Annotated in this window: 23 protein-coding genes; 8 read left to right on the plus strand and 15 right to left on the minus strand. The window is 70.0% G+C overall.

Going from position 1 to position 26,320, the window contains the following annotated elements:
* Positions 1–68 precede the first annotated feature (68 nt).
* Positions 69–947: a LysR family transcriptional regulator gene (locus ACFHWU_RS05825; protein WP_416557030.1), complete on the plus strand. Its 879-nt coding sequence runs from the start codon at positions 69–71 to the stop codon at positions 945–947.
* A 212-nt stretch (positions 948–1,159) separates the two neighbouring features.
* Entirely contained in the window at positions 1,160–2,425 is a 1,266-nt protein-coding gene (locus ACFHWU_RS05830; protein WP_416567732.1) for a low temperature requirement protein A, read from the plus strand.
* A 37-nt stretch (positions 2,426–2,462) separates the two neighbouring features.
* On the opposite strand, the gene ACFHWU_RS05835 is transcribed toward ACFHWU_RS05830, so the two are convergent.
* Positions 2,463–4,301, minus strand: a complete 1,839-nt coding sequence (locus ACFHWU_RS05835) for a GNAT family N-acetyltransferase (RefSeq protein WP_416589991.1) — start codon at positions 4,299–4,301, stop codon at positions 2,463–2,465.
* Between the two features lie 201 nt (positions 4,302–4,502).
* Between ACFHWU_RS05835 and ACFHWU_RS05840 the strand changes: the two genes are divergently transcribed.
* Both ACFHWU_RS05840 and ACFHWU_RS05845 read left to right on the plus strand, forming a co-directional pair.
* Complete coding sequence (locus ACFHWU_RS05840; protein WP_416557027.1) at positions 4,503–4,640, plus strand: hypothetical protein; 138 nt, start codon at positions 4,503–4,505, stop codon at positions 4,638–4,640.
* A gap of 26 nt (positions 4,641–4,666) precedes the next feature.
* Positions 4,667–4,891 carry a hypothetical protein gene (locus ACFHWU_RS05845; protein ID WP_416589992.1) on the plus strand — a complete coding sequence of 75 codons (225 nt, stop codon included), beginning with the start codon at positions 4,667–4,669 and terminating at the stop codon, positions 4,889–4,891.
* Here ACFHWU_RS05845 and ACFHWU_RS05850 read toward each other — a convergent pair.
* Together ACFHWU_RS05850 and ACFHWU_RS05855 are read right to left on the minus strand one after the other, a co-directional pair.
* A complete protein-coding gene (locus tag ACFHWU_RS05850; RefSeq protein WP_416589993.1) occupies positions 4,854–6,128 on the minus strand; it encodes a hypothetical protein in 1,275 nt (424 codons plus the stop codon). The two genes, ACFHWU_RS05845 and ACFHWU_RS05850, sit on opposite strands and share 38 nt — an antisense overlap.
* Before the next feature lie 254 nt (positions 6,129–6,382).
* Entirely contained in the window at positions 6,383–6,748 is a 366-nt protein-coding gene (locus tag ACFHWU_RS05855; RefSeq protein ID WP_416589994.1) for a cellulose binding domain-containing protein, read from the minus strand.
* Positions 6,749–7,087: 339 nt separating this feature from the next.
* On the opposite strand from ACFHWU_RS05855, the gene ACFHWU_RS05860 reads away from it, so the two are divergent.
* The 3 genes from ACFHWU_RS05860 to ACFHWU_RS05870 all read left to right on the plus strand — a co-directional run bounded on the left by ACFHWU_RS05860 (position 7,088) and on the right by ACFHWU_RS05870 (position 10,111).
* On the plus strand, positions 7,088–7,345 hold the full coding sequence (locus ACFHWU_RS05860) for a hypothetical protein (protein ID WP_416589995.1): 258 nt from the start codon (positions 7,088–7,090) through the stop codon (positions 7,343–7,345).
* Positions 7,346–7,680: 335 nt separating this feature from the next.
* Positions 7,681–9,429 carry a hypothetical protein gene (locus ACFHWU_RS05865; protein WP_416589996.1) on the plus strand — a complete coding sequence of 583 codons (1,749 nt, stop codon included), beginning with the start codon at positions 7,681–7,683 and terminating at the stop codon, positions 9,427–9,429.
* Positions 9,430–9,640: 211 nt separating this feature from the next.
* Positions 9,641–10,111: a hypothetical protein gene (locus tag ACFHWU_RS05870; protein ID WP_416589997.1), complete on the plus strand. Its 471-nt coding sequence runs from the start codon at positions 9,641–9,643 to the stop codon at positions 10,109–10,111.
* Here the strand turns inward: ACFHWU_RS05870 and ACFHWU_RS05875 are convergent.
* Both ACFHWU_RS05875 and dapF read right to left on the minus strand, forming a co-directional pair.
* Positions 10,108–11,979 (minus strand): S8 family peptidase, encoded by a 1,872-nt coding sequence (locus ACFHWU_RS05875; protein ID WP_416589998.1) that lies wholly within the window; start codon positions 11,977–11,979, stop codon positions 10,108–10,110. The genes ACFHWU_RS05870 and ACFHWU_RS05875 overlap by 4 nt on opposite strands.
* A 323-nt stretch (positions 11,980–12,302) precedes the next feature.
* The gene (gene dapF / locus ACFHWU_RS05880; protein WP_416557019.1) at positions 12,303–13,298 is read right to left on the minus strand and encodes a diaminopimelate epimerase; all 996 of its coding nucleotides are present in this window, start codon (positions 13,296–13,298) and stop codon (positions 12,303–12,305) included.
* A gap of 126 nt (positions 13,299–13,424) precedes the next feature.
* Between dapF and ACFHWU_RS05885 the strand changes: the two genes are divergently transcribed.
* Positions 13,425–13,805 carry a hypothetical protein gene (locus ACFHWU_RS05885; protein WP_416589999.1) on the plus strand — a complete coding sequence of 127 codons (381 nt, stop codon included), beginning with the start codon at positions 13,425–13,427 and terminating at the stop codon, positions 13,803–13,805.
* 39 nt (positions 13,806–13,844) lie between these two features.
* Here the strand turns inward: ACFHWU_RS05885 and ACFHWU_RS05890 are convergent, their stop codons facing one another.
* From ACFHWU_RS05890 to ACFHWU_RS05935, 10 genes are all read right to left on the minus strand, one after another.
* Positions 13,845–14,039 carry a hypothetical protein gene (locus ACFHWU_RS05890; RefSeq protein ID WP_416590000.1) on the minus strand — a complete coding sequence of 65 codons (195 nt, stop codon included), beginning with the start codon at positions 14,037–14,039 and terminating at the stop codon, positions 13,845–13,847.
* A 105-nt stretch (positions 14,040–14,144) separates the two neighbouring features.
* Positions 14,145–14,831 carry a TcmI family type II polyketide cyclase gene (locus ACFHWU_RS05895; RefSeq protein WP_416557015.1) on the minus strand — a complete coding sequence of 229 codons (687 nt, stop codon included), beginning with the start codon at positions 14,829–14,831 and terminating at the stop codon, positions 14,145–14,147.
* A gap of 62 nt (positions 14,832–14,893) precedes the next feature.
* The gene (locus ACFHWU_RS05900; protein WP_416557014.1) at positions 14,894–16,162 is read right to left on the minus strand and encodes a cytochrome P450 family protein; all 1,269 of its coding nucleotides are present in this window, start codon (positions 16,160–16,162) and stop codon (positions 14,894–14,896) included.
* Positions 16,159–16,461, minus strand: coding sequence for a putative quinol monooxygenase (locus ACFHWU_RS05905; protein WP_416557013.1), 303 nt, complete (start codon positions 16,459–16,461; stop codon positions 16,159–16,161). The genes ACFHWU_RS05900 and ACFHWU_RS05905 overlap by 4 nt, the downstream gene beginning before the upstream one ends.
* 74 nt (positions 16,462–16,535) lie before the next feature.
* Positions 16,536–18,797 (minus strand): FAD-dependent monooxygenase, encoded by a 2,262-nt coding sequence (locus ACFHWU_RS05910; protein WP_416590001.1) that lies wholly within the window; start codon positions 18,795–18,797, stop codon positions 16,536–16,538.
* 138 nt (positions 18,798–18,935) lie between these two features.
* Positions 18,936–21,029, minus strand: a complete 2,094-nt coding sequence (locus tag ACFHWU_RS05915) for an alpha-galactosidase (RefSeq protein ID WP_416590002.1) — start codon at positions 21,027–21,029, stop codon at positions 18,936–18,938.
* A 10-nt stretch (positions 21,030–21,039) separates the two neighbouring features.
* Complete coding sequence (locus ACFHWU_RS05920) at positions 21,040–22,362, minus strand: ABC transporter substrate-binding protein (RefSeq protein ID WP_416557010.1); 1,323 nt, start codon at positions 22,360–22,362, stop codon at positions 21,040–21,042.
* Between the two features lie 54 nt (positions 22,363–22,416).
* A complete protein-coding gene (locus ACFHWU_RS05925; RefSeq protein WP_416557009.1) occupies positions 22,417–23,307 on the minus strand; it encodes a carbohydrate ABC transporter permease in 891 nt (296 codons plus the stop codon).
* Entirely contained in the window at positions 23,304–24,218 is a 915-nt protein-coding gene (locus tag ACFHWU_RS05930) for a carbohydrate ABC transporter permease (RefSeq protein ID WP_416590003.1), read from the minus strand. The genes ACFHWU_RS05925 and ACFHWU_RS05930 overlap by 4 nt, the downstream gene beginning before the upstream one ends.
* Positions 24,215–26,242, minus strand: a complete 2,028-nt coding sequence (locus ACFHWU_RS05935; RefSeq protein ID WP_416590004.1) for a beta-galactosidase — start codon at positions 26,240–26,242, stop codon at positions 24,215–24,217. The genes ACFHWU_RS05930 and ACFHWU_RS05935 overlap by 4 nt, the downstream gene beginning before the upstream one ends.
* Positions 26,243–26,320: the final 78 nt, after the last annotated feature.

Genomic DNA, 26,320 nt, shown 5'->3' on the forward strand with positions numbered 1-26,320 from the left:
CTCTTACCCTGCGGTTAAGCTGTCCAACAGAAGGATCCGATCCCGGCGATCAGTTTGGGTGATGAATCGTGGAGCTGCGTCAGCTCGAGTACTTCGTGGCGGTCGCCGAGGAGCGGCACTTCACCCGGGCCGCCGAGCGGATGCACGTCGCGCAGTCCGGCCTGTCGGCCTCCATCCGCTCGCTGGAGCGTGAACTGAGGGCCAGCCTGTTCGTCCGCAACACCCGCAGCGTCGAGCTGACCAACGAGGGCCGGGCGCTGCTCACCCAGGCCCGGCACGCCCTGGCCAACGTCGCCGCTGCCAAGGACGCGGTGGCCGAGGTTCGGGGGCTGCTGCGCGGCAACCTGGCGGTCGGCACCCTGCAGTGTCTGGGCGCTGTCGACCTGCCGGCGGCACTGGCCCGGTTCCACGCCGCCCACCCCGGCGTCGAGATCCGACTCCGCCAGGGCGGGTCACCGGACCTGGTCGAACGGGTCCGCACCGGCGACCTCGACCTGGCGTTCGTGTCGACGCCGGCCAGCGCGCCGACCGGCGTCACGCTGGCCCCGATCCGGGCCGAGCCGATGGTGCTGGCCTGCGGGCCGGAGCATCCGCTGGGCGATCGCGCCGAGGTCGACCTGGGTGAGCTGTCCGGCGGGACCTTCGTCGACTTCTCCCCCGGCTGGATCAGCCGGGACGTCGTCGACCAGGCAATGGTCGCCGCCGGCGTCGACCGGCGGGTCGCCTTCGAGGTCAACGACGTGCACTGGCTGCTCGACCTGGTCAGTCACGGGCTGGGCGTCGCCGTCGTACCGCAGTTCTTCACCACCAAGCAGACCGCCGCGCGCTTCGTGCCGATCACCGACCCGCCGCACTGGAACGTCGCGGTGGCCACCGCGAGCGGCCGACACCCGAGCACCGCCGCGACCGCACTGCTGTCCATCGACGGCCTCCGCCCCCGATCCTGACCCGGGGTGGTCGTCCGCCACGCCACCCGATCGAGCACGCCACCCGATCGAGGGAACCCACATGGTTGTCTCGGAGCCGGTTTGACGACAACGGCGGTTCCCTCGACTTCACGCACCGACGTTCCGGGCTCGGAAGCCACAGCCACCGTCGCATACTGTCGGTCGTGGAAGCCACAAAACCGACATCCCCGGCCATGCCCGCCGCACCAGGCATGAAGGTCTCTCGCCTCGAATTGTTCTACGACCTGGTCTTCGTGTTCGCCTTCATCCACGTGACCACTGCCTCGGTCGAGGATCTCGAACCGTTCGGACTGGTGGCGATCTTTCTGCTCCTGTCGGTGCTCTGGCTGGTCTGGTCCCGGTTCGCCCTGCTGGGAAACAATCTCCGGGCCGACTGGGGAATGATGCCGATCCACGGCTTCACCATCATGGCGATCGTCTTCATCGCGGTGGCGACGCTGCCCGGCATCGGCGACGAACCGCCGCAGGCACAGCCCGGCGTTCCACAAATCATTCCCGGCGAGTTCATCTTCCCCACCTGCTACCTGCTGATCTGGTTGCTGGAAGCCGCGGCGCTGCGCGGCGCCGCGAGGAGGCACCCCGAACTGCTGGGCACCTGGTGGAGGGACACACCGCTGCTGGCCGCCAGCACCGCGCTGCTGTTCGCCGCCGCGGTGGTACCGCTGTTGGGGTGGCCCGGCGAGGGCACCGTCACGCTCCTTCTGCTCTGGATGCTCGGCGTCGGTGTCGCGTACCTGACCACCGTCCGCCTCGAACCATTCGCCGTGGTCTCCGCCGGGCACTGGACGGAACGGCATGCGCAGATCGTCCTCATCGGGTTCGGTGAGGCGCTGCTGTCGCTCGGGCTCGGCTCCGGCGCCTCGATCGGGGCGCCGGGCACCGTCCCGGTGATCACCGCGACGCTGCTCGGCATCGCCCTGATCTGCGCCCTGTGGTGGGCCTACTTCGACACCCGGTCGTACGCCGCCGAGCAGGTGCTGCACCACACCCATGGGGTACGCCGCGACCGGCTCGCCCGCGACGCGTACACCCTGCTGCACCTGCCCATGTTGTTCGGCATCATCCTGCTGTCCCTCGGGTTGAAGCAGACGCTGGCCTTCCTCGCCGGGGCGTCGTCGACCGACCACGACGCCCCGCTCGAGCCGATCCACCTGCGCGCGCTCTACGGCGGGGTCCTGCTCTACCTGGTGGCGTTGTCGGCCTTCCAGCTGCGGACCGTCCGCAGCGTCGCCGCCAGTCTGGCCGTCCCCGTCCTGCTGCTCGCCGCGCTGCTGCCGGTGGTCCACCGGGTCCCGGCGTTCGCGGCGCTGCTGCTGCTCACCGCGATCACCGTCGCCGGGATCACCGCCGACAGCCGGCGGTCCGGGGCCTGGCGGCGCCAGCTGCGCGAACACCGGCTCGCCGAGCAGCAGGCCCTGGAACGTGAGGAGAGCGGGTGGCGACGCCGCCACGGGTGACGGCCGTGGCGGCACCTGCGGTGTGCGCCACGGGTCGCTATTCCCCACCGGCCACGGAACTGACGGCGATCTGCCGTCCGGCGGCGATGGTCCGGATGACGCCGACCATGTCGATGGCTCCGTCGCCACGGCCGACCGCGTCGGCGTAGAGCGCCCGGCACAGCTCGCTGAGCGGGACGCCTGCCCCAGCCACGGCGGCCGCGTCGACGATGAGCTCGGCGTTCATCTGCACGTCGGCGATGGCCGCCTGCGCGGAGAGGTCGTCGGCGACCAGCTTCGCGGTCTTGACCCGGGAGATCGGCGAGGACATCTGACCGGCATCGAGGATGCCACGCAGCAACTCCCGATCGAGACCGTGCCGGTCGGCGAAGTGGAACGCCTCGGCGAGACCGGTCACGAGGGCGATCAGGAAGACGTTGGCGGCGAGCTTCATCGTGAGTCCGGACGGCACCGGTCCGCAGACGGTGACCTGCGCGCACATCGGGTCGAGCAGCGCGACGGTGCGCCGGACGACGTCGGGGCGGCCCGCCACCATCGCGACCAGTTTGCCGTCCTCCGCCGGGCGGCGGGAGCCGGAGACCGGGGCTTCGACGTAGTGTCCGCCAGCGCTTTCGACCTCGTCGGCCAGTGCCTTGGAGTACTCGGGGGAAAGGGTTCCCATGTTGACGATCGTGCGTCCGGCGACGAGGTGGGCGATGCCGCCGGGGACGTCACGGAGGACCTGATCCACGGCGGCCGCGTTGCGCAGCATCACGATCACCGTGTCGCACTGCGCGAACACCTCCGGGACGTTCGCAGCGGTGCGGGCGCCGGCGACCGCGAGTTCGTCGTCGGACTTCGGGGTACGGCTCCACACGGTCAGCCCGACACCGCTGCGGGCGAGCCGGCGGGCCATGGGCAGCCCCATGATGCCAAGGCCGAGAAACCCGACCCGGCCGAGCGGGGCACCGGCACCGCCCGAAGGCAGCGGCTCGCCGGTCGACGACTCACCGGTCAGCGATTTGGCGAACCAGTGGTGCGCGTACGGCTCATCGTTGAACGGGGCCACCTCGTCGTACCCGGCGGCCCGGTACAGGCCGATCGCCTCGGTGAGGGTCCGGTTGGTTTCCAGTCGGGCGACGCCCGCTCCGAGCGTCACGGCGGCGTCCTCGGCCGCGGCGAGGAGCCGTCGCCCGATCCCCAGACCGCGCAGTTCGGACGACACCCAGAGCCGGCGAATCTCCGCAGTCGCGTCGGCCACCCGGGTGACGCCGACGCATCCGACGGGTCGACTCCTGAACGTGGCGAGCAGGAACAGCCCGGAGGGTGGACGTAGGACATCATCGGTGGTCGGCCGGGTCCGCTCAGGCCGGAACCCGCCGTCGAAACGGTCGTCGAGCGTACGGCGGTACGCGTCGACCGCCCACCGCGCCGGTTCCGATGCCGGGTCGGCGGCGGCGATAGCGACCGTGGACGCGGCGAACAGGCGGCGTACGGTCTCGGTCGCGGTAGCGAGCTCGTCGCGTTGGTGTTCGGTCAGTGGCGCCAGGATCGTCCCGACGAGTTCGTCGGAGAGCTGATCCAGCACCGCCAGCTCCGCCATCCCCGACGGGGTGAGGGTGGCCCGGCGGACCCGGCTGTCATGTTCCGAAGGGGAAACGACGACCAGTCCTTCCTGCTCGAGTGCGCGCAGCTGCCGGCTGGTGTAACCGGAGTCGAGTCCGAGGCGGCTGCGCAGCTCACGGACCTCGATGCCGTCGGTGCCGATCTCCCACAGCAGACGATCGAGGCTGAGCGGTCGGTCGCGTGCCAGGTAGCGGTCCTCCAGCACGCCGAGTCGTTCGGTGACGTCGCGGTTGAACGCGCGGATGGTCTGGATCCGAGATTCCAAGCTCACAATCTCTGACTATAGTCAGAGATATCTCCGCTGCCGTCTACCGGGGCGTGTCCAAGGGGATACCCCGGCCGACCGTTGACACAGATCGGTGGCCGCCATGGCTTGAAGGGCCACTACAGCCCGGCCGTCACGATCACCTGATCCATCCGGTCGGGGGATGCGATCGGCGTGCAGCCGGCCCCTGACCCGAGGAAACCAGCCATGGAATCCAAGCACCGCGCGACGGCGTACGCGCTCGGCCTGGCCGCCGCGCTGGCATCGGTGACGTACGGTGGCCTACCGGCCGCAGCCACAAGCGGCACACCCGGCCGACCGTCGGGCAGCGCAGTCTCGTCCTGATCAGGCTCGTCGGCGGTTGGCCGCAGTTGGCAACGGGCACCAACCACTTGCCCGCCGGGTCATCGGTGGCGACGTATCCCAACTACCCGGGGTCGAACGACAGTCCCACCCAGACCGTCGCGTTCCACATCGTGGTGACCGAGGACTGCACCGGGTTCCGCCGCTGGCCCGACGAGCGACAACCGACCGGCAAGGACCGGTCGGGACCCGGTGTCAGGTGGGGCGGCCCAGATCGAGGTGCGGGATCGTGAACTGCGCACCGAGCTGGAAGTAGATCGGCCACACATGCCGCGGCCAGCGGTACTGCCGGGCCGACCAGATGCCGAGCCCGACCGAGATCTCCTGCGGCAGTTGCGTGCCGAGCAGGACGATCGCCTCCGGAGCGGCGGCGGCCTGATCCGCCACCCACTGGGCCGCCGCGGCGACGATCGCCGGATAGTCCGCCCACCGGTGCTGGGTCTCGCCGGGCGGCGGCAGGTAACGCCACTCCCGTAGCTCCGTCGACACCATCGCCGGCAGTCCCAGCCCGACCGCGTCGTGCAGCTCGAAGACGACCGGTTCGCGGCTGCCTGCCGCCGCGTCGTCGTGGGCGGCCCGGTCGGTGACGTCCACTGGCAGGCTCGGCAGCAGCCCGAACCGGTTGTGGTTGGTTCGCAGCACCAGCAGCAGCACCTCCGGCACCGACACCAGTGCGGTCCCCGGCGCGATATCGGGCACCGGCTCCTGCCCGGCCGCCGGGTCCGGCTGACCGTTGCGGCTGATCTGCAGCCGCACCTGGTGACGTCGCACGTTCAACTCGCCGAACAGCCCGTCGCCGGGGCGCTCGATCTGCTGCTGGAACGAATGTCCGTCGTCCTGCAGCGGTCGTGCCCGCACCGGCCCCTGCCGGCCGAAGCTGTCCCGCTGGCGGACCCGCACCGCCCGTCCCCGGCTGAACGCCGTCGTCCGCTGTCCGAAGGCGACCGCCACTGGCCACGGTGCCCACACGAACAGCGACCGGTCCAAGGCGGCGTCCCGGCCGTCCGGGTCGTGGTTGGCGACCTGGAAGTGCCGGACCACGGCGTCCATGTCACGGCCCCAGCGGGTCGCCTCCTCACCGTGCGGCCACACCGCCGTCCGGTCGAAGCTGCGCAGGGGCGGCACCGGCCGGAACACCGCGAACTGGTCCCGTACCTCGCTCAGGAAGCCTTCCTTCTGCTCCGGAGTCCACTCGGCGGCCGTCTCATTGACGACGTACGCGATGCCCCGGGTCTCCCGCAGCCGGTTGCGCCACCACCACAGCGCCGCGCCACCGGCGACCGCCGCCACCCCCAGACAGAGGAAGACGACCAGCCACCAGACCCGGTCCCGCCCCTGCGACCGGCCCTCGGCGGCCAGGTCAGGCGCGATCCCGCCGGCCGCGCTGAACGCGGCGGTGCCGACGGTGAAGAAGACGCCGATGAACCCGGTGCCGGCCGGACCCGCCAGCCACCTCGCGAAACGTGCCACAAACACGGTACGGCGGGCGCGTTGCGCCACTGTCGGCCGATTCCGCTCTACCTCAGACAAGGTCACCTCGCCGCTTTTCCACCGGTACGGTCAGCCGACCGTAACCACTGGATCGGCGTACGCAAGCCCCCGGCCGGATCTTCCGCCGCTGACGGGGCGGAAAATGGGCGAGATCACACCGGTCCGACCGGATGCCCGGTCGGACCGGCTGCGGCCAGAAACGCCGCAGGCGCTCCGACGCCGGAGTGCGGACGCTACAGCGGCCAGAGGATGGTCGGCAAGCCGGTGCCGGTCACCACGAACCCGATGGCGACGGACTGCCCCGGCGCAAGGGATCCGTTCCAGCTTGTGTTGATCAGCGTGTAATGCGGAGTGGTCGTCGCCACCTGGGTACTCCACGCACTGGAGATGGTCGACCCGGCCGGCAGCGTGAACGCCACCTCCCAACCGGTGATCGGCACGGTGAAGTCGTTCGTGACCACGATCTCGGCGACATAACCGGACGACCAGGAACTTGTCTGGGTAAATGTTGCCGCCGTCGCCTGCGCCGACGGCGCGAAGAACAATGTCGCGTAAACACCGATTGCCAGTGCCGCAACGAAGCCGAGCAGCTTCCGCATTGAGACCACCACCACCATCCACTAGTTCTGCCAAGTGACATGACCCTACGACCTTACATAGCCGCATTTCAATGCCACTTCTTGCGGCATAAAGCGATGCGCGAATCGCATGACAGACCGGGTCACCGTAGGATATATGCGAGTTTCATCCACGTATTCCGTAGGGCACCGAAAGCCCGTCGGGAGTCGACTGCCCACCAAACAGCGCGTTTGAACGATGGGCGTCTATGGCTAGTGGGCGGCAGCGGCAGTGCTGAAAGTCCGAGCCGCGGGCAAAACCGGCGCGGCGGCAGCACTCGCCGCAGTGACCGCTGCGGGCGTCCTGACCGCCCACCGTCGATGGCCGCGACGCCCGACATCACCGTCAACACCGGCTCGTCGCACCAGACGATCGACGGGTTCGGTGCCGCCACCCCGATCTTCAGCAGCGGCGGCGACCAATGGACGACCAGCGACACCCAGACGCTCGTCGGCATGGGCCAGGGGCAGCTCGGTCTGTCGATCGTCCGGACCGTCGTGTCACCCGACGTCGAGAAATGCGCACTTTATCCGCGACCACGGTGCCGCCGTCCGGGACACCGAGCTGATGGTCGGTGAGTCGCTGAGGTTCAACCGCGCCTACAGCGACCCCACGCTGTACGACGCCGCCGCGCGCCCAGCGGGTTCACCCTCAACGGCGCCGCCTGCGGCTGAGCCCGGCGTGACGCGCCTGAGCCGTGCGCCGGCCACCTGCGACAACGATCCGCTCGGAGGTCGGACATGGACCGGTAATCGATCTAGCTTACTGTCAGCGCAGCGTCCACCCCGGGCCTCGCCCTTCGGCACCGGGCCTGGTCGCACTGACCGAAAGGGAATCAATGCGCTGGCTTCAGACATCACGACGGCGCCTGCTGTCCGCCGCCGTCCTCATAGCTCTGCCCGCCGCTCTGGCGGTGGCCCAGTCACCGGCCACCGCCAGGCCGCTACCCTCGCCCAGCGGATCGGCGTTCGACACGCAACTGCTCGCCAAGGCCACCCCGGACGAGTGCTTCGCCGGTATCGGCCTGCCCTACCCGGCCGGCCCGGCGTGCGAGTCCGGCCAGGCCAAGGTCAACCAGGCGTACGTGTGGTCACTCACCCAGGCGCACGACCGGCTGTGGTTCGGCACCGGGTCGAACGTCAACTGCATCGTTACCGGGGCGACGCTCTCCCTGCCGAATCCCCGGATGACCGACGACTACGTGTGCGAGTTCGCCGAGAGCCAGGTCGCCAAGGAAAATCCGATCATGCCGGTCAGCGTCGGTGACCACCGGCAGCCCCGGGCGTACGTCTACGACCTGGCCTCCGGCACGTTGACCGAGAAGACCAGTGACATCACCTCCGCGTCGCCCGACGATCTGTCCCGGCTGCGCCGCACACTGGGTCTTCGGGCCGGCGGTACCCATCAGGGCGTGGTGCTGCTGGCCGGGCCGGCGCTCGGGGCCACGGTGAGCATGTTCGCTTTTGACACGGTGACCGGCGACTATCTCGGCTCGGCCAACTTCACCCAGTACGGCAACATCCGCAACTTCCTGGTCGCCGACGGCGTGCTGTACGCCGGGGTCGGTGTCGGCCCCAACGGTCGCGACGGCGGGCACATCCTGCGCTGGGCGGGTGACCGTACCGACCCGTTCAACTTCGTCGAGGTCGGGCAGTTGCCGGCGCAGGTCGCCGACCTGGAGTTGCACGGCGGCCGGGTCTTCGTCAGCACCTGGTCGGCCGCTGGCAGCGAATCGGCCGGCGCGCGTACGGCCGAGAGCGGACGGTCCGGCCGCATCGGTGTCACCGACGAGCCAGACCCGGGCATCGCCGGGGTGTGGATGAGTCCTCCGCTGGCCGCCGCCGAGCCCGGTCTGACCCCGGACGACACCGCCGGGTGGACGCAGGTGTGGAGTGCCGCGTCCTACGAGCCGGATCCGGTGATCGCCGGCTCGTACGGACTCGGCGCGCTGGCCTCGTACCGTGGATATCTCTACTGGGGCACGATGCATGTGCCGATGAAGTCGACCGCGATGGTGGCCGAGGCGTACCCGCCGGTGGACGAGCTGGCGGCCCGCACGACGCTGGAGCGGTCGCAGCGGGCAGTGAGCATCTTCCGGGGCAAGCGGTTCGGCACCGCGACGCAGCGGGTCGATCTGTTGTACGGCGAGGCGGTGCTGCCGGCGTACGACGCCGACGCCAACGACGGCGCCGGTGCCTGGCGGTGGGCGCTGACCGGCTACCGGCCCCGGTACGGCCACATGGGCTTCGGCAACATCTACAACAACTACACCTGGACGATGGCGGTGTCCGGTGGCCGGCTGTTCGTCGGGACGATGGACTGGAGCTACCTCGCCAAGGACCTGCTGCCGCAGACCGCGGCCGGGATGGGCTATCCGGCGGCGGCCACCGCGTCGACCGCCGGGCCCGACCCGATCACCATCGACCCGCAGCGGTACGGCGGCGACCTGTGGATGTTCGGCTCGACTCTGCGGCCGGCAACGGCGGTCGACACGCAGGGACTGGCCGGCAACTACCTCAACTACGGCATCCGCACGATGGTGGCCGACGGATCGACGTTGTACCTGGGCATGGCGAACCCGATGAATCTACGGACCGATCCGACCGACGACGTGCCGGAGGGCGGCTGGGAGTTGATCAAACTGACCCCGGCTGCTTCCTGACCACGATCGACTCACTCCTCAGTGGGCACGCACCGCTCTACGTCGGGCGGTGCGTGCCCACTGTCGGTGGCCTAATTGACTGTTCGCTCATACCGCTCATGCGCTGGCAGTCGAGGTGCGCGGATCGCGGAACAACCGACGGCGAAAGTGGAGTGCGCCAATGCATCGCCCTAGGCTTTGGCGGTCCGGCCGCCGTACCGATGGAGGCAGAATGGTCAGCACCCGACGCACACTCGCCGGCACCACCGTGGCCGGCACCATGGTCGACAACGAGCTCTGGACGCCGTGGCGTTGCGAGCGGACCTGGCCCAGCAGCGATCCGGTCGACGTCAGCGGCGTCATCAGCTTCGGCGACTCACCGGCCGCCGAGCTGACCCAGGTCGACCCCGAGGACGGCGAGATCACCGTGGTCGCCGTCGATGTGTGGGTCGACGAGCAGTACCAGCCACGTCGGGTGAAGCTCGTCATGGGCACGAAGAACGACATCACGATGAACTACCGACTACGGCAGGGCGGTCACCATCGAGGCCCCGCCGGCCGACGAGACGGCGGACTTCGCCGAGACGATGCAGGACCTGCAAGACCTCGCCGACGAGCTCGGCGGCTGACCAGCGACGCGAGGCGCAACAGCGACGGCGACGGACCGACCGGGTTCCGGTCGGTCCGTCGCCGTTTCGGCTAGAGGTTCAGCGTCCAGCTGTCCAGGTAGCCGGTGTCCAGGCTGGCCGAGTCCTGCACCCGCAGCTTCCAGACTCCGTTGGCCACCTCACCGGACAGGTCCCGGGTGTAGGTCTGGAAGATGTTGTCGGTGCTGCCGCCCGACCGGCTGTGCAGCACGTTGATGCTGCCGTCCGGGGCGATCAGCGACACGGTCAGGTCACCGATCCAGGTGTGGAAGATGTTCACCTCGATGGTGCTGGTCGAGCTGGCGTTGCCAGGGCAGCCGGTGATGGTGATCGAACTCTCCACCGTACTGTTGTCGTTGATCGCGACGTCGGTCGAGTTGGTCTGCGAGCAGCCGGGCGGGCTGTTCACGGTGAGGGTGAACGGCGCCGACTGCGCCGTCTCCGGCCCGGTGCCCACCACGGTCAGCGGAAAGACGCCGGTGCCGACCCCGGTGGTGGTGGCGATGGTCAGCGTCGCCGACCCGCCGGAGGTGACCGACAGCGGGCTGAAGATGGCGGTCGCACCGCTCGGCAGCCCGGTGACACCGAGGGTGACGGTGTGCGGGGCTCCGATCACGGTGGTGGTGCTGACCGTCGCGGTCACCGAATCGCCCGGGTCGACCGCACCACTGGTCGGGGTGACCGCGAGGGTGAAGTCCTGGGTGGGCGGCTCGACGTCGCCGATGTACAGCAACTTGTTCGGTGATCCGCTGCCCGGGTTGCTGACTGCGTTGCTGGTGGCGTCGTCGACCAGCAGGTCACGGATCTGCTGCGGGGTATAGCCGGGGTTGGCCGCCAATGCCAGCGCTGCCGCCCCGGCGACGTGCGGGGCGGCCATCGAGGTGCCACTGATCGTGTTGGTGGCGCTGTTGGTGGTGTGCCAGGCCGAGGTGATGCTGCTGCCCGGGGCGAAAATGTCCAGGCAGGTGCCCCAGTTGGAGTAGCTGGCCCGGGCATCCGTGCTGGTGGTGGCGCCGACGGTGATGGCGTCGGGGGTGGCGGCCGGCGAGTAGTTGCAGGCGTTTGCGTTGCTGTTGCCGGCGGCGAGCGAGTAGACAACGCCGTCGGCGATGGAGCGGGTGACCGCGTCGTTGACTCCCTGGTCGAAGCCGCCGCCGAGGCTCATGTTGGCCACCGCCGGTTCGCCCGCGGCGTGGTCGGCGGTGACCCAGTCGATGCCGGCGATGACCCCGGCGTAGGTGCCGCCGCCGCTGTTGTTCAGCACCCGGACCCCCACCAGGGTGACATCCTTGGCCACCCCGTACGCGGTGCCGCCGACCGTGCCGGCGACGTGGGTGCCGTGCCCGTTGCCGTCGTCGGCGCTGCCGCCGTCGACCGCGTCGAAGCCGGTGACGGCCCGCCCGCCGAAGTCGTTGTGGGCGAACCGGATGCCGGTGTCGATGATGTACGCGGTGACACCGGATCCGGAGTTCGGGTAGGTGTAGCTGTCGTCGAGCGGCAACGCGGTCTGGTCGATGCGGTCCAGGCCCCAGGACGGGGTGGGGGTCTGGGTGGCGGCGAGGGTGACGGTGCGGTTCTGCTGGACGTAGTCGACCGCCGGGTGGGCGGCGAGGCGCTTGGCGGCCTTCTCGGTCAGCCGGGCCTCGAAGCCGCGCAGCGCGGTCGAGTAGGTGCGGGCCACCGCGCCGTCGTGCTTTGCGGCGAGAGTGCGTGCGGTACGCCCGACCCCGACGCTGTCCACTTTGCTCTCGTCGAAGACTACGACGTACGAGCCTGCGACGGTGTTCGCACCGCCCGCGTAGAGGATCTGGCCTTCCGCTGGTTCGGCGTTGGCCGGCGCGGCGAACGCCAGCGCGGCGGTCGCTACTGCGATGGTGGTAAGCCCGAGGCGCCAGCGGCGCCGGGGTGGCCGGGAGAGTGTCATCTCCCGCCTCCTTTCGATGCACGGCCGACCTGTTTGTGACAGGCCGACCGGGTAACCGGGGTACCTGACTGACACAGATGTTAGGCGCAGAACAGATTGATGTAGAGGTATGTCATTCTGTCTTGTGCTCCCGTACGCTGGCACCTTTTGCCGATACCGCCAGAACTCCGCATCACTCGACATTGCATTGATGTCCATCGACATAGAGTTGACGCTGACCAGACTGGAATCAGTCGCCACCCGGTCGGTGGCCGGTCGGAAAATCGGAAGTGCCCGACTTCGGGCCGGAGCCGGGCCGGAGCCGGCCCGCGTCGGGACAGAAATCAGCCGATCGAAGGGTGTACGCCGGCGGCGTGCAGCACGGCGTGGTTGTTCTCCCGCAACTGGGCGAACGCCTCGACTTCGTCGACGAACGTGTCCCGCCGCACCGACGCCAAGGTGCCGGCGACGACCGCCGCCAGGTCGACGTCGGCCCGGTAGACGTACGACGCGTTGCCCTGCAAGGTGGCCTGCCAGGCCGCTGGGTCACCGGTCAGCCAGGCCGTCGCCACCCCACCCGGGTTTCGGACGATTATCCGCTCGCCGGCCCCGGCCAGGCCGAGCCGCGACCAGACCGCCCGGGAGGCGACGACGCCCGAACCGCACGACGGGGTCAGCCCGGCGCCCCGCTCGTACGTCTGCACGTAGATCTCGCCGTGGTCGAGCGGGAACACGAACGACAGGTTCGCCCCACGCGGTACCAGGTCAGTGGCGGCGGTGATCCGCTCCCCGGTAGCGACCAGCTCGGCCTCGTCGAACTTCTCCACCACCGCGACCAGGTGGTCGTTCGGTACGGAGAGTGCGGTCAGTCCGTACGTGGGGTGCAGCGCCGGCAGCGGGGTGTCGACGTGCGGCTGCGCCACGGCGACCACCGGCTCGGCGGGATCGAAATCCACCTTCGGCATCTCGACCGCGGTCTGCCGGACTCCTTCCGGCGTCGACTCGGCCCGCAGCACCACGAAGTCGCTGTCCCCGGCCCGGACCACCGCCCGCTCGGCGTCGCGGGTGTCCAGCACCAGCCGTCCGACGCAGCGCATCCCGTTGCCGCACAGCTTGGCGAACGAGCCGTCCGGGTTGAAGAACATTGCCTGCGGCACCGCCGGGCCGAGATCGACGAAGTAGACGCCGTCGCCGCCGCCGAGCGGCCCAGACCGGTCACAGAGCCGGCGGACCAGGTGCGGCACGTCCGCCTCGGCCGCGTAGTCGCCCGGCCGGCCCTCGACGACCAGGATGTCGTTCTGCGAGCCGTGCGCCTTCAGAATCGGCAGGCCTGACCTCATCCGTACGCACTCCCCCGCTGTCACTCGCCGCCGCGACCGGCCGGCACCGGCGACCAGTCTACGGTTGCGCCACCGTGAACGCCGTCGCGACCTACCGGTATCTGAACCCGTCCGCCCGTCGCCGAGGTGGCCCGCACCCGCTACCACCGGCCCATCGACCCGGCCAGCCTCGACCCGGTGGTCACCGGCGGCCGCGACCGGCTGCGGTTCGAGTCCTTCTCCGGCTGCTGCGGGGTGTACGCCCGCCTCGACGTCACCCCGGACGACCTGGCGGCGTCTATGATGGACAGTTTGGTCGTGGAGCGGAAGGTGCCGCTGCCCCGCCGCTGGCTACGCGGCTTCGCCGAGGTGCAGGTGATCGCGGCGGGGACGGACCTGCGGGCGGAGATCCCGGCCGCCGAGGCTGCGACGTTGCTGCGCCGGCTGCCCGGTGCCGGCGACCGGTCGGTGCTGTGGGTGTACGGACCGCCGGTGGCCGCCGGCGCGGCACCGGCGGCCACCGTGTGAGAGCTGGACCTGGCCGGGATGGGCCTGTCGCTGACCCTGTCACCGGAGCCGGCCCGGCGTTTCTCCGGCGAGGGCGGCGTCCTGCCCGCCCTGGCCGGCGACGAGGTCGCCGACGACGCCGAGCTGATCGGCGAACTGCTCGACTGGGATCCGAGCATCGACGTCGGCGCGCTGGCCGAGGCGTCCGGCCTGGCCGCCGCCCAGGGTGCGCGCGGCGCTGAAGCTGCTCGGCACCGCCGGTCGGGTCGGCTACGACGTCACCCGGGCCGGCTCCAACCGGCTGGTCGCCGCCTCCCGGTAGCCGGCTGGCGGCGACCGCCGGTCACCGCACCGTCGGGGTCAGTCCTCAGCCCGCCAGCGGTAGTACTCCTTGGCGACCGCGTCCACCGGGCCGCGCCAGGCGTCCTGGTTGTACGGGCTGATGTACGGGCTCAACTCTTCCATGATCTTGCCGAACTTCGGCTTGTCGTGGATCCGCGCGTCGTCGGCGGTGTGCGGGACCGAACGTTCCAGCAGATGCACGTAGACGTCGTCGATCGAGTAGAGCCAGCGTGCGGTCACGCTCATCTCGACCGGCAACGTGCCGGCGTCGGATTCGGTGAAGATCCGGGCGACGTTGTCCTCCGCGCCGGGCTTGATCCGCCCGACGATCACGGTCAGATGCCGGCCGGCCGGGTCCGGGCCGGCCCCTCCCGCCGGGCTGCTCCCCTCCGCAGCCCAGCGGTAGAACTCCTTGGCCACCGAGTGCGACGGGTTCTGCCAGTTGCGCGGGTACGGGGTGACGTACGGGCCGATCGCCTCGGCGATCTCCTTGAACGCCGGCAGGCCCCGGGTCTGCCCGGAGACCGCCGGGTCCTCGTTGCGTTCGACGATGTGGATGTAGAGGTCGTGGTGGGACAGCAGGATGCGCCCGATGACGCCGAAGTCCTGCGGCCGGGTGGCCTTGTCGTAGTGGCCGAAAGTCTTGGCGATCTTGTTCTCGCTGCCCGGCACCATGCGGCAGACGATCACGTTGCGGAAGACCATGACAACTCCTCGCAGAACGGTGGGGATCAGCCGGGTCGGTTCGCCCGGTGACCGGTGGTGGGTCAGCCGGCGGCGGTGAACCGGACCGGCAGCTCGAGCAGCCCGCGAAACGGCGAGGCTGCCGGGAGTCGACGCAGTTCGGCGGCGGGTACGGCCAGCCGCAGGTCCGGCAGCCGGCGCAGCAGCCCGCCGATACCGGTCCGGGCCTCGATGCGGGCCAGCGAAACCCCCAGGCAGTAGTGCACCCCGTGGCCGAAGCCCAGATGGGGTCCGCGTTCGCTGGTCACGTCGAGGCGGTCGGGGTCGGTGAAGTGGTCCGGGTCGCGGTTGGCCGAGTTGAGCACCACCCCGACCGCTGCCCCGCGGGGGATGCGGACACCGTCGTACTCGACGTCCTCGGTGGCCACCCGAGGGCTGGCGATCGGCAGCGGGCCGTCGAAGCGCAGCAGCTCCTCGACGGCCGCCGGCAGCAGCTCGGGCCGGGCCCGCAGCAGCTCGTACTGTCCAGGGTTGGTCAACAAAGCCAGCATGGCGTTGCCGAGGAAGTCGGCGGTGGTCTGGTGACCGGCAAACAGCAGCAGGAACGCGGTGGAGACCAGCTCCCGTTCGGTGAGCGCCCCACCGTGGTCGCAGGCGTCGATCAAGGCGGTCAGCATGTCGTCGGCCGGCGTCGCGCGTTTGGCCCGGACCAGCCCGGTCAGGTAGTCGTGCAGCTGTGCCTGTACCTGCTGCACCGCCGCCCGCTCCTGGTCGGGCGGTCGACTGGCCGAGCCGGAGGTCCGGATCACCTGGGTCCAGCCGAGCACCTGTTCGTGGTCGGGTTTCGGCACGCCGAGCAGCTCGCAGATCACCACCATCGGCAGCGGTACGGCGAACTCGTGCATCAGGTCCGCCTCGCCTCTCGGCGCGAACTTGTCGAGCAGATCGTCGACGACCTGGCCGATCCGGGGCCGCAGGGCCTCGATCCGCCGGGGCGCGAACGCCTGCGACACCAGCCGCCGCAGCCGACTGTGCTCCGGCGGATCCGAGTTGAGCATGTTCTTGTTCAGGCCCTCCGAGTTGGGCCCGAAGAACCGCAGGTAGTGGCCTTCCGGGCCGTACAGGTCCTTGGACAGCCGAGGGTCGGTCAACGCCGCCCGCGCGTCGTCGTAGCGGGTGATCAGATAGGAGTCGAACCGAGGTGAGGCGACCAACCGGACCGGGCACTGCGCACGCATCCGGGCGTAGGTGGGGTACGGGTCGGCGGCGTAACCGTCGGTGTAGAACTCCGCCGCCGGGACGGCTGGCTCGTTGGACCCGACCGGCTCGGCCGGTCGTGGGTCGGCGGTCATCGCGGCTCCTTTCGTTCGCTCGGCACGCTGTGCAGCACCTGGTAGGTGTGCCGCTGCGCGGATTCACGCAACTCCCGGATCACCCGCAGCAGCCGGTCGCGCTGCGCACTGCGGCCGAACGCGTCGAGGCGTTCCCGGTCTGCCCAGTCGGTGATGATCAGGTAGCTACGGGGATCGTCGGCGTCGCGGACCAGGTCCTGGCGCAGGCAACCGTCGAGCATGCGGATCTGATCGGCGATGGCCTGCCACTCGGTCTCGAACCGCCGCTCGCACCCGGGGCGGGTTCGCATCGACAGCACGGCACGGACTGGGCCGGCCGGGTTTATCTGGTCTGTCCGGCCCGTCTGGCCCGTGTGGTTCGGGGAAGCGGCGGTCACCGGGCACCGCCGTTGAACACCAGGTGCAGGTGGTGGCGTAGTGCCTCGACGTTGATCGGCTGGCTGCGGAAACCGACGTAGCCGTCCGGCCGGATCAGGTAGGCGGCGGCGCCGGCGGTGCCGTACCCGGCCCGGAACCCACCGGCGGCGTCGTGCAGCACCGGTGGATGGTCTGCTGGCGGGGCTGGCGTGTCCGGGCTGAGCAGCAGGTAGACCTCGACCTCGCCGTACGTCCGCTCCGGCAGGTCGGCGCTGAGCTTGTCGATGGCGGCCAGAGTGGCCTCGTCCGCTGTCCGGTCGGCGTAGAGCAGCAGGGTGTGCCGGGTCCCCCGGGTCAGCTCGTGCAGCCGCATCGGATGCCCGACACCGCGCCGACGCAGGCCGGACACGTCGGGAGCGCGCTCCCCCGGGGCCGGGCCGGTGCGCAGCGCGTCCACGGTGGCCAGCGACTCGCCGACCAGTGGACTGTCGGCGTAGCTGACCAGCATCGACATCTCCTGCAGGAACTGCCGTTCGAGGTCCTCACGCTCCAACTCGTCGGTGAAGGCCAGCCGCACCGCCCGCCCGACGACCTCCTCCCCCTGTGGTCGACGCTCGATCTCGTAGCTGTCCAGCAGGCCGGGCGCGGCGACACCACGGACCGCCAGCGCCAGCTTCCACGCCAGGTTCCAGGCGTCCTGAATGCCGGTGTTCATGCCCTGGCCGCCGGCTGGTGGGTGCAGGTGGGCGGCATCGCCGGCGACGAAGATCCGCCCATCGCGGTAGCGGTCGACGATGCCGTGACTGATCCGGAAAATCGACGACCACCGCAGGTTGGCCGCGGTCGTACCGGCCGGCGCGAGCTGGTCCAGCACTGCCTGCACGTCGGCGAGGGTCGGTTCGCCGAGTTCGGCGCTGAACCCGGGCGGGGCGTTCTCGCCGCAGGTAGCGGCGAAGTAGCGCGGCGGCGCCATCGTCGCGATCCGGTAGCGGGATTCACCCCGCAGCGGTACGCAGACGAGCATGTTGTCCAGCTGGCCGTCGGTCTCGTGGATGAACCGCAGCAGGTGGTTGGCGGGCATGTCCCAGCCCACGTCGACGTCGCCGAGCATGAACAGTTGCGGGAAGCGGCCCAGCCCGCCGGTAAAGGTGAGGCCGAGTAGTTGGCGTACCCGGCTGTGCGCGCCGTCGGCACCGACGAGGAACTTGGCGCGGACCGTTTCGGTGCCGCCGTCGGCGTGGGCGAGGTTGGCGGTGACCCCGTCGTCGTCGCTGGTGAAGTCGACCAGTTCGGTGCCGCGCCGGGGCCGTACGCCGAGGGTGGCGAGCCGGTCGGTGAGAATCCGTTCCGTTTCGTACTGCGGCAGCCCGAGGTGCGCGTACGGCAGCCCGGGCAGCTCCCAGCTGCCCCGGTGCACCTGGTGCCCGTTGACGAAGACCGCCTGACCGACCAGCCAGCTGCCGGCGTTCATGGCCTCTCGGTCGACGCCCTGGTCCGCCCAAATCTCCATGGTGCGGCAGTGCACCCCGATCGCCTTGTCTGCCTGGTCCGGTGGGCTGGTCAGTCTGTCGATGATCTGGCAGTCGACACCCCGGCGGGCCAGTTCGATCGCCGTGGTCAGCCCGGTCGGCCCGGCGCCGACCACCAGCACGTCGGTGCTGCGTGCCGGTGCCGCTGGCGGGTCGTTCGACGGGTCGGCGGGGTGGAAGATCCGGGGCCGGATCCCGACGAGGAACTCCGCGATCGGACCGGCTTCGGCCCGCTCGTGGTCGGGGTCGGAGATCCATCGGCGGAACTGCTCCTGACTGCGCCACTCGGCGAAGATGTGGTGCACCGGGGTGCCGGGTTCGCGCAGCAGCTCCTCGCGCAGGTAGCCATCCACTCCGGACATGCGGGTGACGACCTCGGCGTGCCCACGGTGAAATTCGTCGATCCGGTCGACGGGAACGATGATCGCCACGTCGACATAGATCCGGGCGGCGGTGCCGGCCCGGCCGTGCATCACCCGGTAGCTGTCGACGGCAGGCGGTTCGCAGGCGGCCTGTACGGCGTCGGCCCACCGCCGGGCGACGGGTCCGTCGAGATAGTCGCGCAGCGCGGCGTCGTCCGCCCACTCGGTGACCACGACGAAGGTACCCGGATCGGTGGCGTCGACGAGCAGCTGGCGTAGTCGGTTCCCGGGCATCGCACCGATGTCGTCGGCGACGGCGCGCCACGCCGACGCCACAACCGTCTCAAATCCGCTGCGGGCGCGGACCCGGAGCATCGTCCTGATCATTTGGTCCCCCTGAACGGCGTGCGGTGGACCTGACCTTCGCCAACACCGCGTCACCCGACCGTCAACACGGCACGGGGCACTGTGGGCGGCCGGTGACGCGCCAGCGACCCATCGGGGGAACGATCTACAGGTGTGCGCTCAGCCGGCCGCATCGGCGGTGAACAGCGCCGCCTGTTGCGGGTGCAGCAGCGGTGCGGGCAGTCCGACCTCGGCCAGCACCCGGCCGGGCAGGGTCACCTCACCGGGGTGCAGCCAGGCCGGCGGCCGCACCTGCAGCGTCGCCGGCGCCGGGCCGATCCGCAGTGGGCTCACCCGGTAGCGACGCTGCGGGTCGAGGCCGGGCAGCCGCAGCGGCACCGGCAACGCCGACCGCGCCGCGTCGAGCGCCACCAGGGCGTACACGCCGGTGTGCCGGTCGGCGTCGACGACCCCGTACAGCTGCCGGGCCGGATCGGGGCTGTCGGCGCGCACCAGCGTCCCGGTGTGCAGCAGTGGCCGCAACCGCCGGTACGCGGCGACCCACTCGGCGACGTCGGCGCGCTCGGCGTCGGTCGCGGAGGTCAGGTCCCATTCGATGCCGGCGTGTCCGAACAGCGCGGTGGCCAGCCGGAAGCCCAGATCGGTGGCCCGGCCGGTGACGTGCGCGGTGCCGGCACCCAGATGCCCGCCGAGATACTCCAGCGGCATCAGCACGCTGGTCCAACGCAGGATCCGCTGCCGGTCGAGCGGGTCGTTGGTGTCGGAGGTCCAGAACCGGTCGACCAATTCACCGATGCCCAGATCGATGCGGCCGCCACCGGAGGCGCAACTTTCAATCTCCAGGTCAGGGTGGGCCACCCGCAGGTCGGCCAGGAGCCGGTAGAGCGCCGTGGTCTGCCGGTGCGCGCCGGCTGCGGCGAGCAGGTCCCGGTTGTGGTCCCACTTGAGGTAAGCGATCGGGTACGCCTCGAGCAGCGCGCCAAGCCGCCCCCGCAGATACCGGTAGGCGTCCGGGTTGCCCAGATCGAGCACCCGCTGGTGCCGCCAGGTCGGAGCGTGCGCCGGCCCGAGCAGCCACTCGGGGTGGACGCGGCCCAGCTCGGAGTTAGGGCTGACCATCTCCGGTTCCACCCACAGCCCGAAGTCCATGCCCCGGGAGCGGACCCGGTCGACCAGCGGCCCCAGACCAGCCGGCCAGCGCTGCGGATCGACGGCCCAGTCGCCGAGCGCCCGCCGCTCGTCGACCCGACCGGTAAACCAGCCGTCGTCGAGGACGAATCGTTCGACGCCGACCTGCGCGGCGGCGTCCACCAGCCGGGTCAGCCGGTCGAGATCGTGGTCGAAGTAGACCGCTTCCCAGGTGTTGAGCACCACCGGCCGAGGCCCGCGCAGCGGCCGGCGGGCCCGGATCCAGCCGTGCAGCCGCGTGGAGAGACCGTCGAGGCCGTCGGCGGAAAAAGCGGCGACCGTCCACGGGGTGGTGTACTTGCCGTCGGGCGGCAGGATCAGCTCGCCGGGGGCGAGCAGTTCACCGGCGCCGAGCAGGCTGTGCCCGGTTGCCTGGCGTTCGGCGTACAGCTGCTTGTCGCCGCTCCACGCCAGGTGCACCGCCCACACCCGGCCATGCCGGAACCCGAAGCCGGCGGTGCCGGCGACCATCAGGAACGGGTCGTCGTGCCCGGGCCGGCCATGGCGGGTCTGCCGCATCCATGTACCGTCGCGCAGCCGGCCGCGCTGCGGACGTCGCTCGTGGGCCCACAGCCCGGTGAAGTCCAGCACCTCCGCAGCCTGCTCCGGCACTGGCAGCACCACGTCCGACGCGGCCAGGTGCAGGTCGGCCTCAGAGGTGTTGCGTACCTGGTGGCGGATCCGTAGAACGCCCTGGTCGCTCAGCGAGACATCGGTGCTCACCCGCAACCCGTTGGCGGCGCAGTCACAGTCGACCACCAGATCGCGGGGGCCGGTCCGGCTGACCGCTCGCAGCCGCAGGTCGTCAACGGGCCGCCCGGACCCGGACCAGTGTCCGGCGATGCCGGGCCGGCCGGTCCAGCCCTGGCCCGGGGTGGGCAGCAGGGTCAACCGCAGCGGCTGATCGACCGCGCTGGGCGGCACCGGCGGGACCGCCGCGTCGGCCAGGTCGGTCAACTCGCCCTCGGTCAGGTCGCCAAGGTCGCCGCCCCAGTGCAGGACGACCGGTGGGTGCGGGCCACGGGCGTCCAGCACGAGGCTGGTGCCCGCGGCCCGCAGGTACATGATCAAACGGTTACTCCGTGACCGGGATGGACTGCGACTTCAGGGTATCCACCGTCGAGGCCTGGGCGGCGGTCAGTGCGTCCAGCAGGGTGCCCTGACCGGAGACCGCCGCCTTGAAGCCATCGGAGGCGTCAGCGTAGGTCTGGGTCATCGTCGGGCCCCAGACGAAGTCCGCGGCAACCTGTTGCGACGCCTCGGCGAAGACCTCGTAGATCGGCTGGCCGCCGTAGAACTCCACGCCTTCGCGCAGCGCCGGCAGCTGGGTACCGGCGGTGGTGGCCGGGTAGATGTTCGCTTCTGCGTTGAGCAGGGTCAACGCCTCCTCGGAGGTGTTCAACCAGAGTGCGAACTGAGCTGCCTCGTAGACGTGCTCGCTGCCTTGGAACACGGCGATGGATGAACCTCCCCAGTTGCCGGCTACCTGCTCGCCAGCATTCCACTGCGGCATCGGCGCGACCGCCCACTTGCCGGCGGTGTCCGGCGCACCGGAGCTGATCGAGTTGGCGCCCCACACCGCTGATACCCAGGTCCAGACGGAACCGCTGTTGTAGGCGTTGTCCCACTCGGTGGTCCACGGCGGCTCGGCCGAGACGAGGTCTCGGTCGATGAGGTCCTGCCAGAACTCGGCGACCTGGGTGGTCTGCGGGTCGGTCAGGTCTACCGTCCACTGATCGCCGTCGTTGGCGAACCAGCGGCCGCCGGCCTGCCACGCCAGGCCGGCGAACTGGTTGATGTCGCTCTGCGAGAAGTTGGTGATGTAGCCGCCTGCTGCGCGGACTGTCTCGGCGGCGGCCGCGTACTCGGCCCAGGTGGTCGGCACCTCGATGTCGTTGGCCTCGAACAGGTCCGCTCGGTAGAACAGGGCCATCGGTCCGGCGTCCTGCGGTACGGCGTACGCCGAACCCTCCTCGCCGAAGCTGACCTGCCCCCAGGTCCAGTCGACGAACTGGTCCCGGGCGTCGAGCACGATGTCGCAGGCACCGAGGTCGACCAGGCCGTCCTGCACCCTGAAGCTGGGCAACGCGTCGTACTCAATCTGGCCCAGGTCCGGCGCGTTGCCGGCCCGCAGCTGATTGAAGAAGTTCTGGTAGGTGCCGCCGTTGCCGTTCGGCCCGGTCTGCACGTTGACCTGGATGTCGGGGTTCTGCTCGTTCCAGACCTCGACCACCTGCTCGATGCCGGGGATCCAGGAGGTGAAGTCGAGGGTGACCGGGCCTTCGGCCGGGCTGCAGTCGGCGCCGGAACCGGAATCGCCGGAATCGCCGGAGGAGCAGGCGACCAGCGCCAGCGTGCTGGCGAGCAGTACGCCGACTGTCGAGGCGGGGAATCTCATCGAAATCCTTCTCTCATTATCGGTGGATGGACGGGGGTCCGGCGAAAGGCGGGGTCACTTGACCGAGCCCGCCCCGAGGCCGGTCCGCCAGAACCGTTGGAGCAGCAGGAACGCCGCGACCAGCGGCACGATCGACAGCAACGCGCCGACGAGCACCAGACCACGCAGTTCGGGCAACTGGTTGACCTGGGTGTTCCAGGTGTAGAGGCCGAGGGTGACCGGGAACAGCCGCTCGTCGCCGAGCATGATCAGCGGCAGCAGAAAATTGTTCCAGACCGCGACGAAGTGGAACAGGAAGATGGTGACCAGTGCGGGCAGCATCAGCCGGGTGGCGACGGTGAAGAAGGTCCGTACCTCACCAGCGCCGTCGAGGCGGGCCGCTTCCAGCAGATCGTCCGGCACGCTCGCGGCGGCGTAGATCCGGGCCAGGTAGACCCCGAACGGGTTGACCAGGCTGGGCAGGAACACCGACCAGAAGGTGTTGGTCGCCTCGAACCGGCTGAAGATCAGAAACAGTGGCAGGGCGAGCGCGGTCGCCGGCACCAGCACGCCGCCGAGCACCACGTTGAACAGCGTCTCCCGGCCGGGAAACCGGTACTTGGCCAGGGCGTACCCGCACATCGCGGCGAGCAGAGTGCCGATCAGGGCGGCGCCGCCGGTGTAGGCGAGGCTGTTGAGAATCCACCGGGGGAACACTCCGTCGCGGTAGGTCAGCACCTCGGCAACGTTGTCGACCAGCGCGAAGTCGTCGAACCACAGGGGCGCCCCCTGAGTGACCCGCCCGCCGGGTTTCGCCGAAGCGACCAACAGCCACCAGATCGGCACCAGGAAGTACGCGGTGCAGACCAGCATCACCAGGGTGGCGGCGGACCGCGACAGCATCGAACTCCGCAGCGGCGTACCGCCAGGCGAGTGGCCGGCGGGGGTGCGGGCTGGGGCGCTCATCGCACGCCCCGACGCTGGGTGAACTTCAGGAACGTGAAGGACAGCGCGAAGGTCGCCAAGGCGAGCACCACCGAGAAGGCCGCAGCCAGGTTGAAGTTGGGGATCGACGAAGTGGAGTAGACGGTCAGGTTCGGGGTGTAGGTGCTGGACACCGCCGAACTGAAGGTCCGGAACACCTGCGGTTCGGCCAGCAGCTGCAGGGTGCCGATGATGGAGAAGACGGTGGTCAGCACGATCGCCGGCATCACCATCGGAATCTTGATCGACCAGGCGATCCGGGCCAGGCCGGCACCGTCGAGCCGCGCCGCCTCGTAGATTTCCGGCGGGATCGCCAGCAGCGACGAGTAGATGATCAGCATGTTGTAACCGACGTAGACCCAGGTCACGACGTTGGCGATGGACCACAGCACCAGGTCCGCGCCGAGCAGGTCCGCCCGACCGGTGACGGCGGTGAACGGCGACAGGTTGGGCGAGTACAGGAAGCCCCACATGATCGCCGCGACGACGCCGGGCACCGCGTACGGCACGAAGAAGGCGAGCCGGAAGAAGCGCCGACCGCGGACCAGACCCGAGTCGAGCAGCAGGGCCAGCAGCAGGGCGAGGCCGAGCATCACCGGCACCTGCACCGCGCCGAACAGCAGCACCCGGCCGATCGAGAACCAGAAGGGGCTGTCGGTGAGCACCCGCTGGTACTGGGCGAGCCCGCCGAAGACCTCCCGGGCCGGACCGAAGGTGCCGGTGCGTTCAACCACGTACAGAGACTGGACCACGGCATAGCCGATGGGGACGGCGTAGAACAGCACGAAAAGCGCCCCGAACGGCACCACGAATATCGCGATGGCGCGCTTGTGCGGTACGGGTGCCCGGCGACGGCCGGTAGCCGTCGACCGCACCGTACGGAATCTGCTCACCGAGCCGGCTCCTCTCTGACCACCCGGACCTCGCCGGGGCCGACCCGCAGCTGCCCGTCGACCGGGGTCCCGGTGACGAGCTCGTAGCCGCTGGCGGCGTGGCGAATTTCCCGACGGCCGTGGTTGACGACGAACAGGTAGCTGCGGTCGGTACCGACGCGCCGGACCACCTCGACCGAGCCGTCGTTCTCCGGACCGTGCGGGGTCACCCCGGCCCTGTCGGCGGCGGTACGCAGCACGTCCCGCAGTCCGTCGGAGGCCAGCGCGGTCGCCACGTACCAGGCGGTGCCGGCGCCGTGGGCGTTGCGGGTGACCGCCGGGGTGCCGGGCAGCGGGCCGTCTGCGTACCGGGCGAGGGGCGCGGCGGTGGTGGTTCGCAACCGCTCGGTCCACCACCGGGCGCGGGCTCCGTTGTCCAGGGTGACCTCGACACCGGGCAGCAGCGGGACGAACTCCTCGCCGACCACGCCGAGCAGCTCGCGGAAGGCACCGGGGTAGCCGCCGAGGCGGATCCGGTCGTGTTCGTCGACGATGCCGCTGTAGAAGGTCACCAGCAGGTGGCCGCCCGCGTCGACGTACTCGGCCAGCGCGGCGGCCTGCTCATCGGTCACCAGGTGCAGACACGGCACGACGACCAGCCGGTAGCCGGCGAGGTCGACGTCCGGCGCGACGACGTCGCAGGTCACGCCGAGCTCCCGCAGGCCGGTGTAGGCGGCGTGCACCTGGTCGAGGTAGCGGATCTCGGTCGACGGGCGGGCCGGACCGTCGGCGGACCACCAGGACTCCCAGCTGAACAGCAGGGCCGCGTCGGAGCGCACCCGAGTGCCGGCGACCTCACCGACGCGGTCCAAGACCTCCGACAGCCGCAGCACCTCCCGCCAGGTGGTGGTGTCGGTGCCGGCGTGCGGCAGCATCGCCGAGTGGTACTTCTCAGCCCCGGCGGCGGAGGCCCGCCACTGGAAGAAGCAGATCGCGTCGGCGCCCCGGGCGACGTGGGTGAGCGAGTTGCGGATCATCTGGCCTGGCTCCTTGGCGAGGTTCCAGGGCTGCCAGTTGACCGCGCCGGTCGCCTGCTCCATCAGCATCCACGACGCTCCGCCGGCTAGCCCACGGCTGAGGTCGGCGGCGAAGGACAGTTCCGCGACCGGGTCGCCGAGCCGGTGGTCCAGATAGTGGTCGTTGGCCACGACGTCCAGGTCAGGCGCCCAGGACCAGTAGTCTAGATCTCTGATATGGGCGGTTACCATCAGATTCGTGGTGATCGGCGCGGTGCTGTGCCGGCGCAGCACCGCCGCTTCGGCGCGGTAGTGCTCCAGCAACTGCGCGGAGCTGAACCGGTGAAAGTCCAGTAGCTGCGCCGGATTGGGCACTGACAGGTTCGCCCGGGGTGGTTCCACCTCGTCCCAGTCGCCGTAGCGCTGACTCCAGAAGGCCGTGCCCCAGGCGTCGTTGAGCGTGTCAAGGCTGTCGTAGCGCTTTCGCAGCCAGCTCCGGAAGGCGACCGCGCTGGCCTCGTCGTAGCACAGCGCGTTGTGGCAGCCAAGCTCGTTGGACACGTGCCACAGCGCCAACGCGGGGTGCCCGCCGTAGCGTTGGGCGACCTGCTCAACCAGCGCCAGGGCGTGCCTGCGGAACACCGGCGAGCTGGGGCACCACGCCTGCCGACCACCGGGGAACCGGGTGGTGCCGTCAGCTGCCTGCGGCAGCAGCTCGGGGTGCCGGGTGGTCAGCCAGGGTGGCGGGGAAGCAGTGCCGGTGCCGAGGTTGAGTTTGATGCCGGCGTCGTGCAGCAGGCCGATCACCTCGTCGAGGGCGGCAAAGTCGTACTCGCCCGGCCGGGGCTCGATGCTCGACCAACCGAAGATGTTGATGGCTACGAGGCCGATGCCGGCCTGACGCATCAGCGCCACATCCTCGCGCCACACCGCTGCCGGCCACTGCTCCGGGTTGTAGTCGCAGCCCAGCACGATGCCGCGGATCGACGGCAGCAGTGGTGCGGCCGGCCGGTCACGGGGCGGTTTCATCGGGGTGTCCTCGCTGCCGGAACGAACTGACTCTGTGCACGTGCACACATTTCGCCGGGCGAACAGTCGGCGAACGAA

The sequence above is a fragment of the Micromonospora sp. LOL_015 genome (assembly GCF_048060275.1).
Lineage (GTDB): Bacteria > Actinomycetota > Actinomycetes > Mycobacteriales > Micromonosporaceae > Micromonospora_E.